General features: G+C 67.1%; 12 protein-coding genes and 1 tRNA gene. 7 read left to right on the forward strand and 6 right to left on the reverse strand.

The window, feature by feature from the left end; translation table 11 throughout:
• Nucleotides 1-17: 17 nt before the first annotated feature.
• Nucleotides 18-1,364: a diaminopimelate decarboxylase gene (gene lysA, locus ON33_RS19330; protein WP_040860291.1), complete on the forward strand. Its 1,347-nt coding sequence runs from the start codon at nucleotides 18-20 to the stop codon at nucleotides 1,362-1,364.
• Nucleotides 1,365-1,369: 5 nt separating this feature from the next.
• On the opposite strand, the gene ON33_RS19335 is transcribed toward lysA, so the two are convergent.
• Nucleotides 1,370-3,121 (reverse strand): helicase HerA-like domain-containing protein, encoded by a 1,752-nt coding sequence (locus ON33_RS19335; RefSeq protein ID WP_040860292.1) that lies wholly within the window; start codon nucleotides 3,119-3,121, stop codon nucleotides 1,370-1,372.
• A 194-nt stretch (nucleotides 3,122-3,315) separates the two neighbouring features.
• Between ON33_RS19335 and orn the strand changes: the two genes are divergently transcribed.
• The 3 genes from orn to ON33_RS44440 all read left to right on the forward strand — a co-directional run bounded on the left by orn (nucleotide 3,316) and on the right by ON33_RS44440 (nucleotide 4,561).
• The gene (gene orn / locus ON33_RS19340; protein WP_085996786.1) at nucleotides 3,316-3,939 is read left to right on the forward strand and encodes an oligoribonuclease; all 624 of its coding nucleotides are present in this window, start codon (nucleotides 3,316-3,318) and stop codon (nucleotides 3,937-3,939) included.
• Between the two features lie 66 nt (nucleotides 3,940-4,005).
• Nucleotides 4,006-4,078 (forward strand) — tRNA-His (locus ON33_RS19345).
• A 177-nt stretch (nucleotides 4,079-4,255) separates the two neighbouring features.
• Nucleotides 4,256-4,561 (forward strand): DUF1152 domain-containing protein, encoded by a 306-nt coding sequence (locus tag ON33_RS44440; protein ID WP_373281046.1) that lies wholly within the window; start codon nucleotides 4,256-4,258, stop codon nucleotides 4,559-4,561.
• 1,246 nt (nucleotides 4,562-5,807) lie between these two features.
• Here ON33_RS44440 and ON33_RS19355 read toward each other — a convergent pair.
• The 3 genes from ON33_RS19355 to ON33_RS19365 form a co-directional block, all read right to left on the reverse strand.
• Nucleotides 5,808-6,929, reverse strand: coding sequence for an ATP-binding protein (locus ON33_RS19355; RefSeq protein WP_245550587.1), 1,122 nt, complete (start codon nucleotides 6,927-6,929; stop codon nucleotides 5,808-5,810).
• Nucleotides 6,930-7,394: 465 nt separating this feature from the next.
• On the reverse strand, nucleotides 7,395-7,619 hold the full coding sequence (locus ON33_RS19360) for a hypothetical protein (RefSeq protein WP_040860295.1): 225 nt from the start codon (nucleotides 7,617-7,619) through the stop codon (nucleotides 7,395-7,397).
• 487 nt (nucleotides 7,620-8,106) lie between these two features.
• The gene (locus tag ON33_RS19365; RefSeq protein WP_040860296.1) at nucleotides 8,107-9,042 is read right to left on the reverse strand and encodes an undecaprenyl-diphosphate phosphatase; all 936 of its coding nucleotides are present in this window, start codon (nucleotides 9,040-9,042) and stop codon (nucleotides 8,107-8,109) included.
• 478 nt (nucleotides 9,043-9,520) lie between these two features.
• Between ON33_RS19365 and ON33_RS19370 the strand changes: the two genes are divergently transcribed.
• Genes ON33_RS19370 through ON33_RS19380 form a run of 3 tightly spaced genes read left to right on the forward strand, consistent with a single transcriptional unit; the run spans nucleotide 9,521 to nucleotide 13,173 of the window.
• The gene (locus ON33_RS19370) at nucleotides 9,521-10,516 is read left to right on the forward strand and encodes an SGNH/GDSL hydrolase family protein (RefSeq protein WP_083869098.1); all 996 of its coding nucleotides are present in this window, start codon (nucleotides 9,521-9,523) and stop codon (nucleotides 10,514-10,516) included.
• 58 nt (nucleotides 10,517-10,574) lie between these two features.
• Nucleotides 10,575-12,131, forward strand: coding sequence for an ArnT family glycosyltransferase (locus ON33_RS19375; protein WP_051152465.1), 1,557 nt, complete (start codon nucleotides 10,575-10,577; stop codon nucleotides 12,129-12,131).
• Nucleotides 12,132-12,162: 31 nt separating this feature from the next.
• Nucleotides 12,163-13,173: an SGNH/GDSL hydrolase family protein gene (locus ON33_RS19380; RefSeq protein WP_157184608.1), complete on the forward strand. Its 1,011-nt coding sequence runs from the start codon at nucleotides 12,163-12,165 to the stop codon at nucleotides 13,171-13,173.
• A gap of 39 nt (nucleotides 13,174-13,212) precedes the next feature.
• Here ON33_RS19380 and ON33_RS19385 read toward each other — a convergent pair whose 3' ends face one another.
• The gene (locus ON33_RS19385; RefSeq protein WP_040860299.1) at nucleotides 13,213-14,628 is read right to left on the reverse strand and encodes a glycoside hydrolase family 27 protein; all 1,416 of its coding nucleotides are present in this window, start codon (nucleotides 14,626-14,628) and stop codon (nucleotides 13,213-13,215) included.
• A gap of 29 nt (nucleotides 14,629-14,657) precedes the next feature.
• Nucleotides 14,658-15,212, reverse strand: a complete 555-nt coding sequence (locus tag ON33_RS19390; RefSeq protein ID WP_040860300.1) for an LppP/LprE family lipoprotein — start codon at nucleotides 15,210-15,212, stop codon at nucleotides 14,658-14,660.
• Nucleotides 15,213-15,304 lie beyond the last annotated feature (92 nt).

Here is a 15,304-nt window from a genome sequence, read left to right on the forward strand (position 1 = left end):
TCTCACCAGGAGACGTCTTGACGCTGCTCGAGATCTTCCCGTCGCTGCGTGACGGGGGCATGGTCCCCCGCCTCGACCCGGCGGTCTGGCCGTGCGAAACGCACTACGACGCCGACGGGCGCATCACCGTCGGCGGCGTGGCGCTGGCCGACATCGCCGATCAATTCGGCACGCCGACCTATGTGCTCGACGAGGGTGAGGTGCGCGGCCGCTGCCAGGCCTACCGCACCCACTTCCCCGAAGCCGAGATCATCTACGCGGGCAAGGCGCTGCTGACCCGCGCGGTGGCCGAATGGATCACCGACGAGGGGTTGTCGCTCGACGTGTGCTCGGCCGGGGAACTGGCGACGGCACTGTCCAGCTGGGCCGATCCGGGGCGGATCGTGCTGCACGGCAACGGGAAACCCTTCGCCGAACTGGAGACGGCCGTGAACTGCCGCGTCGGGCGCATCGTGGTCGACTCGCTCACCGAGATCACCCTGCTCTCCGCGCTGGCCGAACGGCCGCAGCGGGTCATGCTGCGGGTGACCCCCGATATCGACATCGCCGGGCACCCGGCGGTCCGCACCGGCGTCAACGATCAGAAGTTCGGCTTCCCGGTCGGCGGGCAGACCGTGCTGGAGGCGGTGGATCGCATTGTGCGGCAACCGAATCTGATCCTGACCGGACTGCACTGCCATATCGGCTCGCAGATCTGCGACACCTTCCCCTACGGCGAGGCGGTGCGGCGGATGGTCGGCGAGATGGCCCGCGTCCGCGACGAATTCGGGATCACCCTCACCGATCTGGACCTCGGAGGCGGGCACGCCGTCGCCTACCGCAGCGGCGACGCGGAGATGAACCTGGCCGAACTGGCCGACATCATCGAGGACTCGCTGGACGCGGCCTGCGCCCGGCACGGCTATCCGCGGCCGCGTATCGCCCTCGAACCGGGGCGCGGCATCGTGGCGCGGGCGGGCGTCACGCTCTACCGCGTGTTGTCGGTCAAACACGTCGAGCGCGGACACACCTATGTGACCGTGGACGGCGGCATGAGCGACAACCCGCGGGTTGCCCTCTACGGCGCGCGCTACGACGCCCTGGTCGCCAACCGGCACCCCACCGGCCCGCACATGACCGCCACCATCGCCGGCCGCTACTGCGAGGCGGGCGACATCCTGGCCCGCGACGTCCGGCTGCCCGCCGACCTGCGGCCCGGCGAGGTGCTGGCCATGCCCTGCACCGGCGCTTACCACCACAGCCTGGCCTCGTCCTACAACGGCGTCGGCCGCCCGCCGATCGTCGCGGTCCGCGACGGCGGGTGCCGGGAATTGATCCGCCGCGAAACCATCGACGATCTGCTCAGCCGCGACGTCGGACGGTGAGCGCCCTACCGTTTCCGGGTGCCGAAGATGCTGCGGCTGATCTCGCGCCCGGCGACGGTCGCCGCCGACCGCAGGAAGTTCTTGAACGCCGGATTGTTGACGATCTTCTCCGCCATCGAATCCTCCTGCGGCGCGGGCTTCGCCGAGCGTGAGGGCTTCGCCGCCGCCTCGTCGGCCTGCCGCTGCGCGGTCGCCTGAATCTTCGCGGTCAGGATCTCGTAGGCCGATTCCGCGTCGATGGTAGCCCCGTACTTGCCGTACAGCGTGGACTGCTGTGCACGGGAACGGATTTCGTCGTCGCCGATGGTGTCCATGAGCGAGCGCGGCGGCTGCATGCGGGCCCAGGCGACCGGAGTCGGCGCGCCCTTCTCCGACAGCACCGTCACCACAGCCTCACCGATACCCAGCGAGGTGAGCGCCTTCTCGAGATCGTAGGTGGCGGTCTTGGGGTAGGTGCGCACCGTCTTCGACAGTGCCGCTTGATCTTCCGGCGTGAACGCCCGCAGCGCGTGCTGGATGCGCGCACCCAGCTGGGACAGCACCTGATTCGGGATGTCGGTGGGCAGCTGGGTGCAGAAGAAGACGCCGACGCCCTTGGAGCGGATCAGCTTCACCGTCTGCTCCACCTGGTTCAGGAAGGCCTTGGACGCGCCGTTGAACAGCAGGTGCGCCTCGTCGAAGATGAACACCAGCTTCGGCTTGTCCATATCGCCGACCTCGGGCAGCGTCTGGAACAGGTCGGCCAGCACCCACATCAGGAAGGTCGAGAACATCTGCGGCCGCGCGGCCTGTGCGCCCAGCTCGAACAGGGTGATGACGCCCTGCCCTCCCGCGGTGCGCATGAGATCGGCGGGCTCGAGCTCCGGCTCGCCGAAGAAGGTGTCGCCGCCGTCGGCCTCCAGATTCACCAGCGCGCGCAGGATCACACCCGCGGTCTGCGCGGAGACGCCGCCGATGCCCTTGAGATCGTCCTTCCCCTCCGGGCTGGTGAGGTACTGGATCACCGCGCGCAGATCCTTCAGATCCAGCAGCGCCAGGCCGTTCCGATCCGACCAGTGGAAGATCAGGCCGAGGGTGGATTCCTGGGTCTCGTTGAGCCCCAACGCCTTACTGAGCAGGATCGGGCCGAACGAGGTGATGGTGGCACGGATCGGCACGCCGATCCCGCCGGTGCCGAGGGAGACGAACTCGCACGGGAAACCCTGCGGCTTCCAGTCCGGGTCGCCGGTCTCCTGGGCGCGGGCCAGCAGCTTGTCGTTCGACTGCCCCCGCTGCGCCAGGCCCGACAGGTCGCCCTTGATGTCGGCCAGCACCACCGGCACGCCCGCCGCGGAGAGCTGTTCGGCGATGCCCTGCACGGTCTTGGTCTTGCCGGTGCCGGTGGCGCCCGCGACGAGGCCGTGGCGGTTCATGGTCTTCATCGGGATCCGCACCCGCGCGTCGGGATGCACGGCGCCACCGACGATGACGGTGCCCAGTTCCAGCGCCAGGCCCTCCATGGCGTAGCCCGCCGCGATCTCCCGCGCGGCGGCCTCGTTCTCGCCGGCCTGATCAGCGCTTGCGGCAGCGTTTTCCGCCTTGCCGTTGCTCCCCGGATCCGTTTCCGCGGCACCGGACTTCGCGGCCTGGTCCGCGGCCTCCTGATCGGCGGCTTCCTGCTCCGCGGCCTCGGCTGCGGCCGCGGCCTCCGCGGCGATCCGCGCCGCCTCCTCCGCCGCCTTCCGTGCCGCCGCTGCCTTCTCCTGCGGGGTGGTCATCGCGCTTCCTCCGTCTGCTCTGCCAACTGCGACTGCCCTGCGAACTACCGCCCCCGGAACTGCCCAACCAACATGCCGACCGCTCGTTATGCGCGGATCCTGCTGTGAACGATACTGCCCGGTCGGGCGGCGGAGCGGCCTCGACGCGGCCGGGCCTCCGGGTGGCCGAACGGCGAAGCGTTAGTGTTTGGCGGGTGGACAAGTACGTGGTGTGGATGGACTGCGAGATGACCGGCCTACAGCTCGACAGCGACAAGCTCATCGAGGTGGCCGCGCTCGTGACCGACAGTGACCTCAATATCCTCGGCGAGGGCGTGGACATCGTGATCCACGCCGACGACGCCGCCCTGGCCGCGATGCCGCCGGTGGTGACCGAGATGCATGCCCGCTCCGGGCTCACCGAGGAGGTCCGCCGCTCCACCGTCTCCGTCGCCGAGGCCGAGCAGCAGATCCTCGACTACATCAAGCAGTACGTCCCCACCGCGCGCACGGTCCCGCTGGCCGGCAACTCCATCGCCACCGACCGCGGCTTCATCGCCCGGGACATGCCGGCCCTCGATGCCCACCTGCACTACCGCATGATCGACGTCAGCTCCATCAAGGAACTGGCCCGCCGCTGGTACCCGCGCATCTACTTCGGCCAGCCGGAGAAGGGCCTCACCCACCGCGCCCTCACCGACATCAAGGAATCCATCCGCGAGCTCGAGTACTACCGCCGCACCGCGTTCGTCGCCCCGCCCGGCCCCTCCACCGCCGAGATCGCCGCCGTCGCCGCCGAATTGTCCGCCCCCGCGGAACCCCCCGCAAACCCCTCCTGAACAGCCGATTAGGTACTCACAGCGAGGACACGTTAAGCTCTACCGCGCCGGAAGTTACCGGCAATGGTGGCTGTAGTTCAGCTGGTAGAGCACCAGGTTGTGATCCTGGGTGTCGCGGGTTCGAGTCCCGTCAGCCACCCCTAAAGGCCCAGGCCGGAGAGATTTCTCCCGCCTGGGCCTACTGCTTATTTGACGTCTCTCCAACTTCTCACCAACTTCTGAAGCCATTTCTTCCAACTCCTCACGCGACGTAGGCGTTGAGCACGTCACGGTTGTCGGGGACGTCTCGGGGCTTCTCCACAAGGGTTCTTCGACCCTGCCGCCGTTGTCGAGGAGCCTCGATGTGCCTCTGCTGCTGCTGGAGGCCGAAGATGGCGCAGTCGGTATGGCCGAGTTGATACGGCGTGCGGCAGCGGAATTCGGCACCGACGAGCTTGTCGTCGTCGACGTCGGTGGCGACATCATCGCCGAAGGCCACGAGACTGCGCGAGCAGATCCTCACCGCGCACCTGGCCGACCTCGACGCCGGAGTTTCGAGCAGTTGGTGCTCACCCACCACGAACAACCGCTCGGTCTCCGGCACACCGGGCTCGGGCGGCAGGGCATACCGCGCAGCACATGAACTCGACGCCGAACCCGCCGATGACTCCGAGCGACGCTCCGAAGCCCGAAAGACCACTGCGACAGGATGAGTCAACTGCGAGCTGTCAGCCGACAATCGTCGGCGCAGCACCCAGATCCGTGGCGGAACGTAGAGAAAGTTCCTCCAATCCACACGTTCACCACGGCATTCGGCGCTCCACTCGACATCGATATCTGCCTCTCGCTCGGCGTAATCCTCGAGTAGCGCAGCGATCTTCGCAGCCGTATTGAGAACAGTAGTCAGCCGCTCAGCGACCACCTGTTCTCCGCCACCACCGGTGCGGATCGGATCTGCGGGACCGAACGCCTCGGGCAACACCAACCTGTAGCGCGGACGCCCTTTGCACTGCGATCGCGGACCAACGAGTCGTCACTCTCGGCTCGGATCACCCGTATTCGTTCGTCGACGTTGTAGAAGCAGTTGGTAGCGTGCCTATTCCGACCGCCCGGCTCAGGTGTGCGGCGAAAATACGGGCGTCGCGCCCGGGACTGCTCCTTGGGCGCCGAGTCGATCGCTTGCACCCTGGCATCACGATGCGCACACCGCAGCATTTTCGAAGGCCATTGCCGATGCTGTGCCGGGATGTCACGGGCGGAAATCCGCACCGGCGGATCGGTATCGATCCTACGCGCCTCGGGCATGGATACCGTGGCCTGATGTTCAGTCTCATCCCCCATCGAACAACTATGCCACGTTGCCGCACAACATGTTTCGGAACCACGATTCGATCTCTCGTCGAAGGACGAGAGCTCGATCGGATGGTCCACATAGACCACGGAAGGTGCGCTCTCCCGCACGAACAGGCCAACCGTCGAGGCCGCCGTTGTGAACACGACGCCAGGCGATGTGGAACTTTCGCCACTGACACGCACCGACCAGTTCACGCACCGAACCAGCAAGATTGGCACGTTTCGTCATTCTCGCCGCTCGGTTGGAGCACCTAGTCACAGCTAGAGTGACCGGTCGGATTTCCTCAATCAACCGCCTGTCCCCATGCTGCGCTTACGATTTCGAGTGCGTCGCGCGCGGAAATGGTCAGGCGGGTTTGACCTGCGAGCTGGGCACGCCATTGCTGTTCGGTCGGCGCGGTGGCGAATTGCCATGACTGCGGCGACCTTGTTGGTAGGCCCGTAGCTGCGAAACAACTCGGCAGCCTCCCTGTCGATCGCGTCGATGTTCGCGAGTGCCGACGTCGACCGCGGCGGTCCCGCGTACGTCTGTCGCATTACCGCCAGGCGTGGAGCAGATCCTCTGGCCCCCAGTGCGCGGCGATCGGCAGGTCACCTTCGACGCCCGATCTCGAGACCGCCACGAGTGGGGTATCGAGTTGGGTACCGGGAACGGCTAGTACGGCGCGGGCCAGGGCGTCGTAGTCGTGCCGGTCGAACGGTCGGTCCTCGAGCCACTTGATCGATCCGACGAATTGAACCGCGCCGGCGACAGGCTCGCGGTCGGTGCCGATCAGGTCGATCTCGGGGTTGTTCTGGCGGTTCCACCAGCCGCCAACCGATTCGGTGTCGGGCCAGCGGTCATCAGGCAGTAAGCGCTGCAACGATTCTCGGATCACCGGCTCGATCGCGCGGCCGCGCCACGTTGTCCACGATCGTTCGATGCGCTCCAAAGCCAATTCTCCCCTGCCTCGTTCGACGAGCGGGATCGCGCGCTGCAGGAAGGCAAGCCAGAAGCGAAGGTACGAGTCGGCGATGCGGTACCGCTTGTTCTTACTGTCGGGCTTGGTCGACAGCGGGACATCCGCGGCCACGATTCGCTTGTCCTGCAAGGTATTCAGCAACGGGGTCAGCGTCCCTGCGGGCAATGCGCCGGTGCTTCCCGCAGCAGCGGCAATGGTGCTGAACGTGCGTTCACCGCTGCCGACCGCCTCGAGCACCGCTCGCGAACGCGAAGACTCCGGAAACTCGCCCAGCAGCGACAGTTCACCGGCCACCAGCAGTGGCGACAGCGGATTGGTCATGGCATCACGCAGGAAATCGGTGCGGGTCATCCCCGGCCGCCAGGATTGCACGATCTCGGGGAATCCACCGGTGATCAGCAGTGCGTCGAACGCCTCGGCCGAGGACAGCTCTGTCATCGCCTGTACGTCGGCCACATTCAGCGGTTGAACGGCCATCTTGGTCGCCCGCCCGAAGAAGGGGCGGCCATGGGTTTGCAGCGCCTCCATCACCGAGATGTCACTGCCGACCAGTATCAGCAACACCGGCTTGGCCGACAGATGCCGATCCCATACCGTCTGCAGGGCGCCTTCGAACTCCGAGTCCTGCTCGACCAGCCACGGCACTTCGTCGATCACCACGATGCTCACCGCATCGTCGGGCAGTGCGATGGCCAACGTCCGCAACGCCTGATTCCAATCCGACGCCGAGATACCTGCGACCAACTCCGCGCCGCGCAAGGGCGAATGCGCGACAGTAGCGATGAAATCGTCTCGTTCGGCCACCGGATTCCGCCCACGCGTCGCCTGAAAGACGACATAGGGCAACCCGGACAGATCGCAAAACTCCTGCACCAGCCGCGACTTCCCGACCCGGCGGCGACCGGTCATGATCACCGCGCGCCCCCGGGTCGCGCCAGTGCCGTCCACTACCAGATTCAACCGCGTACCCAGCAGCTCCAGATCGACCGCACGCCCTTTGAACTCCACCGCCCACCTCCCGAACGTAAAATATAGATCCAGTCTTACATAGATCCGATCTAAGTAAGATTCAATCTATGTAACTCAGGCCACTTAGTACACGACATTCGCCCGCACGCCCGCCGACCCCGCGAGAACCACGGGGCCGGTCGCACACGACGATCAAGCGGACTGCACGGCCAGCTTCGACAGCAGGTAGGAGACGTTCTGCTGCGACATGCCAGACAACCTGGCCAGCCGAGTCTGCGTGTAGTAGTCCGGGTCCGCGGCCCGGAGTCTCAGGAGAAGTTGCAGCCGGGCGTCCTTCGCCTTCTCACCAGCTTCGATAATTCGCCCATACTCGAGGAAGTGCTTCCGGATCAGTACGTCGCGTTCCGCATCATCCATGACGCCACCCACCCGGCAGGCACATCGATTGTCCGTACAAACAGCCGGTACGCACCGCTTCCCACCTCAGGAGCGAGGAAGACAGTGCGGTAGCCAATTGTTTGCCTAGTGCCGAAGATCGCCAGCGAGTCGCATCCACGACACGCCGATGCCCACCGTCGGGCACTACCGGCACAACCTGGGACAGGGACTCGAACCTTTCCAACTCATTACCAACTTCTGAGCGCAGACACCATGGGACGAGCAGGGACGGCAAGGGACGCGCGCGTCCATTGAAATCTGCTCTACACCAGTAGATTTCGCTCCTTCTCGGGATAATGAAGGACATCCGAGGACCCCCAGAAATCCTGCGATCTTGTGCCTGGGTGTCGCGGGTTCGAGTCCCGTCAGCCACCCCATCCGGCCCAGGCCAGAGAATCCTCTCTCGCCTGGGCCGCTCTGCGTTTCGCGGCCTGCTTCGCCGGGGCGAGTCGAATTCGGTTCCGCCTCAGATGAATCGGATGATCGACAGGGCGCCGGCGATGATGCAGTAGGCCGCGAACGGAAGCAGGGTGCGGGTGCGGAAGTAGCGCTCCAGGTAGCGCACCGCCAGCCATGAACAGGTTCCGGAGACGAAGGCGCCGAGCAGGACCGGGCCGCGGATGGCGGCGATTCTCGGTTCGGCGAGCTCCGGCAACTCGACCAGGCCCGCGCCCAGAATCGTCGGAGTGGCGAGCAGGAAGGCGAATTTGGCGGCGTGCTCGTTCTCCAGACCGCGCCACAGACCACCGACCATGGTGAGACCGGCGCGGCTGAACCCGGTCAGTAGCGCTCCGGCCTGGGCGAAGCCGACGCCGAGGGCGTCCAGGGGGCTCAGGGCGGCCAGCGGGCGGTCGGCCTGACGGGGGAGCTTCGGATCGAGGGCGTGCACGGAGCGGTGGGCCTCACGGCGGCCGAACCGGCGACCGTATTCGGCCAATGTCGGTTCGTTGCGGCGGCGCAAGCCCTCACCGATGACGAGCACGACTCCGTTCAAGGTCAGGAAGATGCTGGTGTCGACGGGCGTGGTGAACAGCGCGTGCAGCGGGCGATCCAGGAAAGGACCGAGGACCGCGACGGGAAGGGTGGCGAGAACGATCAGCCAGGCGAGCCGCTGCGGAACGGTTTCCGCGCGCCGGGTTCGCAGCGTGGCCAGGAAGCCGGCGATGATGGCCACCCAGTCACGCCAGTAGTAGCCGAGCAACGCGATCGCCGTGGCCACGTGCAACGCCACCACGAAGGCCAGATAGGTCGCGCCCCGGCCGGATCTTCCGACCGTCACCTGCTTCCAGCTACCGCCGACCCAATCCGCGACCAGGACCGAGTGCCCCAGGCTCGAGATCGGGAACAGTTCGGTGACACCCTGTACGGCGCCGATGACAGCGGCTTGCAAGTAGGTGATCATCGGCTCGAGTTTCGCATGGGCATCTCGCCGCAATCCTGAGAGTCCACGGATGCGCAGATTGTCTGAATTTGCCTCTCTGCCAACTACTTACGATCTCGATTCACGGCACGCCGCGCACCCATTCGCCCTGTTCAGCGCCCCGACGATACGAAACCCAGTACTGGGACACTAGATTCGCTGCTCGATACCCGAATCAGACGTCGGCCGAGTGAATTTCGGGTGCACCGTCCTCTCGAACGTGCGCGGCCGGCGTCGATGCGGAGCGTGCGGCACCGCGCCCGGGCGGCCGAAGCCAGCGGAGATCGGACAGCCCTCACCACCCCGCCCGGAGCAACCAGTCGGCGGTCCGCGGTTCGCACCGATCACTTGCTTGCCGAGAGAGTGAAAAGGCGATATTTTTCTTTATCTGTCAGACGCTGTGACCTGCGTCATGGTCGACACCCTATGCGGACTGGCCGTGGCTCGATGAGGATTTGCATTGACCAGTTCCTGGACAACAGGCAGGGCCGCCCTCCTGCTTCGGCTCGGCGCCGCTGTCGGCGTGCTCGCCGCCGCGGGGTCGGTGAGCACCGCCACCGCCGCGGACCCCGCACCGGGCCGCGCGCTCGTCGTACTCGGCGACTCGTACACCGCGAACCCACCGTGCGATGCGGTGCTGGTGAAATGCGCGGACGAGAACAGCGCCGGTTTGCAGGCCTGCTTACACGGCCCCACCTCGTGGCCGGTCCAGCTGAGCGGGCTGATGAGCATCACCCCTGAGGACATCGAGAACAACTCGTGTTCCAGCGCGACCATCGATACCGGCCCGGTGACATCGACCGGGGAGAAGGTGCCCGGCCGGGACGGGTACACCCTGACGCAGGAGGCGCTCGAAGCCGCCCGGGACGGGTCGTTCGGGCCGCGGACCCAAGTGGTGGCGATCCAGCTGGGCTTCAACGACGCCTGGCCGAAGGACGGCGCCATCACCGCGGACGCGACCCGGGTGTTCACCTGTGTGTTCAACATGCTCGAGGGCTGTGACGAGAACGCGGTGGCCGAGGGGCGGTGGCCGGCGCTCGACGCGATCACCGGCGCGGCGTACGCCGACCGCATTCGCAAGGTCGTCGAGTACGTGAAGTACTACGCGCCCAACGCCAAGATCGAACTGGTCGGCTATCCCGAGGTGGCGCCGGAGGGCGCCACGGAGTGGTGCTTCGACTTCCTCGGGCTCGTGCACTGGGTCCAGCCGCGAGCTCGGGCCATGGTCGAGTACTGGAACCGGCTGCAGGTCGCCGAACGCGACGCGGCCGCGCTGCTCCAGATCGACTTCGTCGACGTGAAGCCGGCGACCGCCGGGCACGGATTGTGTTCCGCCGATCCCTGGTTCAACGGCTTCCTGGATCCGCAGATCAACCTGGCAGGCTTGCCGTTCCACCCCTCACCGCGCGGGGACGCCGCCGTGGCCGCCACTATCTACAGCCACGTCGCGCGCTGACACGGCCACACCCTGCCAGCCGGTCGAGAACCGCCGTGGCGCATCCATCGGAGAACCAATGACGCTCACCTACACCCCCGAATCCGAATCGACCTCCGCGCCGCCCGTATTCGCGTGGCGGGGCGTCGTTCTGGTCTCCGGGTTGATCACGCTCGTCTGGTCCGTCTCCGCGGCCCGATTCCAGCTCGCGGGCGACGAGCTGTACTACCTCGCGTGCGGCCGGCGACTGGCGGTCGACTACGTCGACAACGGGCCGGTGATACCGCTGATCGCACGGGCGGCCGACATGATCGCCCCCGGATCGGTTCTCGCGCTGCGGATCCCGGGGTTGCTGCTGCTGATCATGGTGTCCGTCCTCGCGGCCGCGGTGGCCTATGAATGCGGTGCGCGGCCGCGCTATCAGATGCTCGCCGCGGCGGGTTACGCCGTGTCACCGTTCGTCGTCGCCTTCACCGTGCTGGACAGCGTCGCGTTCGATGTCGCGTTCCAGGCGTTGATCATCTGGCTGCTGGTCCGCTGGGTGCGCACGCGCCGGGACCGCTTGCTCGTCTTCGCGGGTGTGGCGGCGGCGATCGACGTGCAGGACAAATGGCTGGTGCTGATGCTGGGGGCCTGTGTCGCGCTCGGCGTTCTCGCCGCCGGGCCGCGCGAGATCCTGCGTCGTCCCGCACTGTGGGTGGGGCTGCTGATCTTCGCGGCCGCCATGACGCCCGCCGCGCTGTGGCAGGCCTCCCGTCAATGGCCACAGCTGGCGACCAACAGTGCCATCGCCCAGGAAACGGCGGGGAGCAACGGCGGGCAGCTGGGAACGATCGTGGCGATCATGGTCGTCACCGGATTCCTCGGCGGCGGGCTGGGCGTGCTGGGCCTGTACGGCCTGGCCCGGGAGCCGAAGCTGCGGCCGTACCGGTTCGTGCTGATCGCCGCCTTGGTGATGGTGGTCCTGGTCGTCGTCGGGCACGGCCGGTCCTATTACGTCGCCGGGATCGTTCCCGCGATCTTCGGCGCGGGCGCCTCGATACTGTCGGGCTTCCTGGACACCGCGGGTACCCGCGCCCAGGTGCTGCGGCGGTTGTTCACCGGCCTCGCTGTCCTCTCGGCGGTGCTGACCGCCTGCTTGGCGCTGCTCCCCTACCCCAAGAGCTGGATCGACGTGCCGGACACCGGGTACTGGGGTTTTCTGCAGCACTACGGCAACGACGACTGGGAGGATCTGGCCGACGCGGTGCACCAGGTGGCGATCGGCCTGCCGGTCGAGGAGCAGGCTGGTGCCGTCGTCGTCACCGAGGCATACAACGAGGCCGGGGCGCTCGACCACTTCGGCCGGTCCGAATGGATTCCGCCGGTCTACAGCCCCAATCGCGGCTTCGCCGAATGGGGTCCGCCGCCGGACTCGGCCACGACCATCCTGTATGTCGGCTACAACGACGGACCGGAACTGCGGGCCTTCCTGGCCAATTTCGCCCACACCACACCGGCGCTGCGGATGGACAATCCGCTCGGCATCCCCGGACAGAATCACCACGTGACCGTGTGGGTCTGCCGCGAGCCCCTGGTTCCCATGTCCGTCGCCTGGCCGAAGTTGACCTATATGGTTGTCCCACCGGCCTCTTGAGCGAGAGTGCCGAATTCACCGAGGATTTGCATTGATCAGTTTCAGGACCGGTAGCGGGGCCGTGCTTCCGCTCAGGCTGGCCGCCACCGTCGCCGTTCTCGCCGCAGCAGGCTCGATCGGCACCGCGGCCGCCGACGAACCGACTCCGGCCGCGGGCAAAACACTTGTGGTCATGGGTGATTCGTTCGCCGCGAACCCGCCGTGCGACGGCGTCCTGGTGAAATGCGACGGCAACAGTGACGTCGCGGCACACGAATGCCTGCACCGGGACACATCCTGGCCCGTCCAGCTGAGCGCGCTCATGGGCGTCGCCGGCACCGCGGACTTCGAGAACGCCACGTGCACCAACGCGTCGATCGACAGCGGCCCCGTGACCTCGTCCGGCCAGGAGGTTCCGGGCCGCGACGGCTACACCCTGGCGCAGCTGGCGATCAAGGCCGCCAAGAACGGCGCCTTCGGGCCGCGCACCCGGGTGGTGGCGATCCAGCTGGGAGCCAATGACGAGTGGCCGCATGATTCGGCGACCACCGCGGACGCCCCCGCCCAATTGACCTGCGCGTTCAATATCTCTCAGGGTTGCGACGCCGATGCGGTGTCCCAGGGCCGATGGCCCGACCTCGATACGGTGAACGGTCCGGCCTACGCCGACCGCATTCGCAAGGTCGTCGACTACGTCAAGTACTACGCCCCGAACGCGAGGATCGAACTGGTCGGCTATCCCGAACTGGCCCCGGCGAACTCGACCGCCTGGTGCCTCGACGTACTGGGCGTCTTCCGCTACGTCCAGCCCCGAGCCACGGCCATCAATGAATTCTGGAACCGCCTGGACGACGCCGAACGCGATGCCGCCCAAGCCCTGTCCATCGACTTCGTCGACGCCCGGACCCCCACCGCCGGCCACGGTCTCTGCTCCCCAGACCCCTGGCTCCTCTCGGTCCTGGATCCCAAGGTCAACCTGGTCGGCCTGCCCTTCCACCCCACCCCGAGCGGGGACACCGCGGTAGCCACCGAGGTCCACAGCCGCATCACCCAACCCCACTGACCCGGATTCCCCTGTATCGGAATCCGATGCTCGGACTGTCTACTCGCCGGGTGGAATCGCCGGGCAACCGGAGCTGACCTTGAACATGGCTACGCCGTGTGCGGGGATGTCGGCGGCGCTCAGCATCCCGGCGGTTGTGGCGACCGCGTGGGTCCACAGGTTGCGGACCGAGTAGCAGTCCGTGTCGCCCAGTCCCAGTGCGGTCAGGGCGGTTTCGATGGTCGCCGGGCGGTCTGCAGGGTTGAACACGGCCACCGCTACAGCGCCGTCGGAGAGGGGTTTGGTCAGGATACGGGTGTCGCTCGGGAGCGGGGTCGCTTGCACTACTCGCGAATCCTGGTCCACGGCAATGACATCGGGGTTGGTCAGGAGGGCGCGAGTCCGGCCGGTCATCGTGCGGACGTCGTTTCCTGCGATGAGGGGTGCCGCGAGCATGGCCCAGAGGGAGAAGTGGGCACGCTCTTCTTCCGGGGCGAGGCTGAATCGGGGGTCGCGCAAGCGGCTGACGACGTCGGGTGGGAGGTCGAAGGAGGATTCGAGTTCCACGGTCTGGCGGGTGGTCAGCGGTCCGGCCAGGACGTCGGCGGGGTAGCCCGCGAGGTGGGCGCTGATGAAGGCGGTCAGGGGGAGGCCGACCACCATCATGTCGGGGTCGTTCCAGTAGCCGGGGCGGGTGCGGCGGGCCAGTGGTTCGGCGGCGCCGAGTTCGTCGGTGACGCCGATCAGGCCGCGGACCGAGCGGGTGGCCAGCTGCTGATCCGGGGAACCGTTGTGCCACAGGGGAATCAGATCCGCGGTGTTGCGGGCCATGTCGGCGATGGTGGACCAGTCGTAGTCGCCGCCGGCGTGGAGGTTGCCGGAGCTGTTCGGGTTGATGCCGTAGACGATGCGGCGGCCGCTGGCGCGCAGGGCGTCCCGCATGGCGGTGAAGGCGGGCACCTCTTCGGTGAGGTCGGCGTCGGCGCGGCACCAGTCGTATTTGAGGAAGTCGACGCCCCAGCCCGCGAAGGTCCGCGCGTCCGCGATCTCGTGTCCGCGACCGGCGGTGCCGGGTGCCTGACCGCAGGTTTCGTTGTAGGGGCTCGAGTACAGGCCCAGATACAGGCCGCGCGCGTGCGCGTAGTCGGCGAGCGCGGCCATGCCGTGCGGGAAACGCCGCGGATCGGCCCGCAGGTTCCCGGCCGTGTCGCGTTGCGCCGCAGCCCATCCGGCGTCCAGATTCACGTAGCGGTATCCGGCGTCGCGCATGCCGGAGGCGACCATGCTGTCGATGACCTCGTGGATGTTCTGCTCGGTCAGCGGGATTCCGGAATTCCACGAGTTCCAGCCCATGGGCGGGGTGAGACGGCCGCCGACCGCCGCGATCGGGGCCGGGCGGGCGGGCCCGGCGGCGGTGTCGGCGGTCAGCAGGGCGGTGGCGACGACCAGCGCGAACGACAGGATTCCAACTCGCACGCCGGTCGTCTCCTCGGAGGACGGAAGGGTCAACTGTGCGGCGGGAACTGACCGTCCGCCTTCACCGTGGTCCCGTCGAGGGTAAAGGTGACCACGCTCGGCCCGCCCTGCGGGCAGCACATGGGGTCGTTGCCCGTCAGCCAGTGATAGGTGAGCGACAGCGAGGTGCGGGTACTGCCGGTGACCATCGTGTACATGTACGGGTCGGGAGTGGCGGTGCCCAGGTAGGTGCCGTTGGTGAAGAACAGGACGTGGGTGTACGGGTGGTTGGTGTCGGAGTTCACCAGCATCCAGGACAGGACGCCGGCACAGCCCGCGGAGATCGGCTGGTCCGCGGCCTGACCCGTCTTCCACCCGCCGACCGGTGGCGGGGACAGCCGCGCGATGGCGGCCCGGGCCAGATCCGAATCGACGTCGAGGCACAGGCCGTGCCCGCTCCCGGCCGGAGCGGTCTCCTGCTGGGTGGCAGCGGGCCCCGGAGAGGGCGCCGCGGAGGGCGCCGGGGAGGTGGTGGACTCACAGGCGGTGGCCACCGTCACGAGCACGGCGCCCAGCGCGAGAATGGCCGCTGACCTGGTCTTCATGGCATCCCGCCTCGTAGGTTTCACGACTAGATCATCGAGGAGGCGGGAAGTCACGTTAGCGAGCGGGTCCCCGTGTGGAGCCCGCTCGCCTG

The sequence above is a fragment of the Nocardia niigatensis NBRC 100131 genome (assembly GCF_000308655.1).
Classification (GTDB): Bacteria; Actinomycetota; Actinomycetes; order Mycobacteriales; family Mycobacteriaceae; genus Nocardia; species Nocardia niigatensis.

Bases quoted from the DNA above. Each gene is read 5' to 3' on its own strand.
- ON33_RS19360 (WP_040860295.1), bottom strand. From the start codon at position 7,619: ATGGATGATGCGGAACGCGACGTACTGATCCGGAAGCACTTCCTCGAG.
- ON33_RS19390 (WP_040860300.1), bottom strand. From the start codon at position 15,212: ATGAAGACCAGGTCAGCGGCCATTCTCGCGCTGGGCGCCGTGCTCGTG.
- ON33_RS19365 (WP_040860296.1), bottom strand. From the start codon at position 9,042: ATGATCACCTACTTGCAAGCCGCTGTCATCGGCGCCGTACAGGGTGTC.
- ON33_RS19375 (WP_051152465.1), top strand. From the start codon at position 10,575: ATGACGCTCACCTACACCCCCGAATCCGAATCGACCTCCGCGCCGCCC.
- ON33_RS19335 (WP_040860292.1), bottom strand. From the start codon at position 3,121: ATGACCACCCCGCAGGAGAAGGCAGCGGCGGCACGGAAGGCGGCGGAG.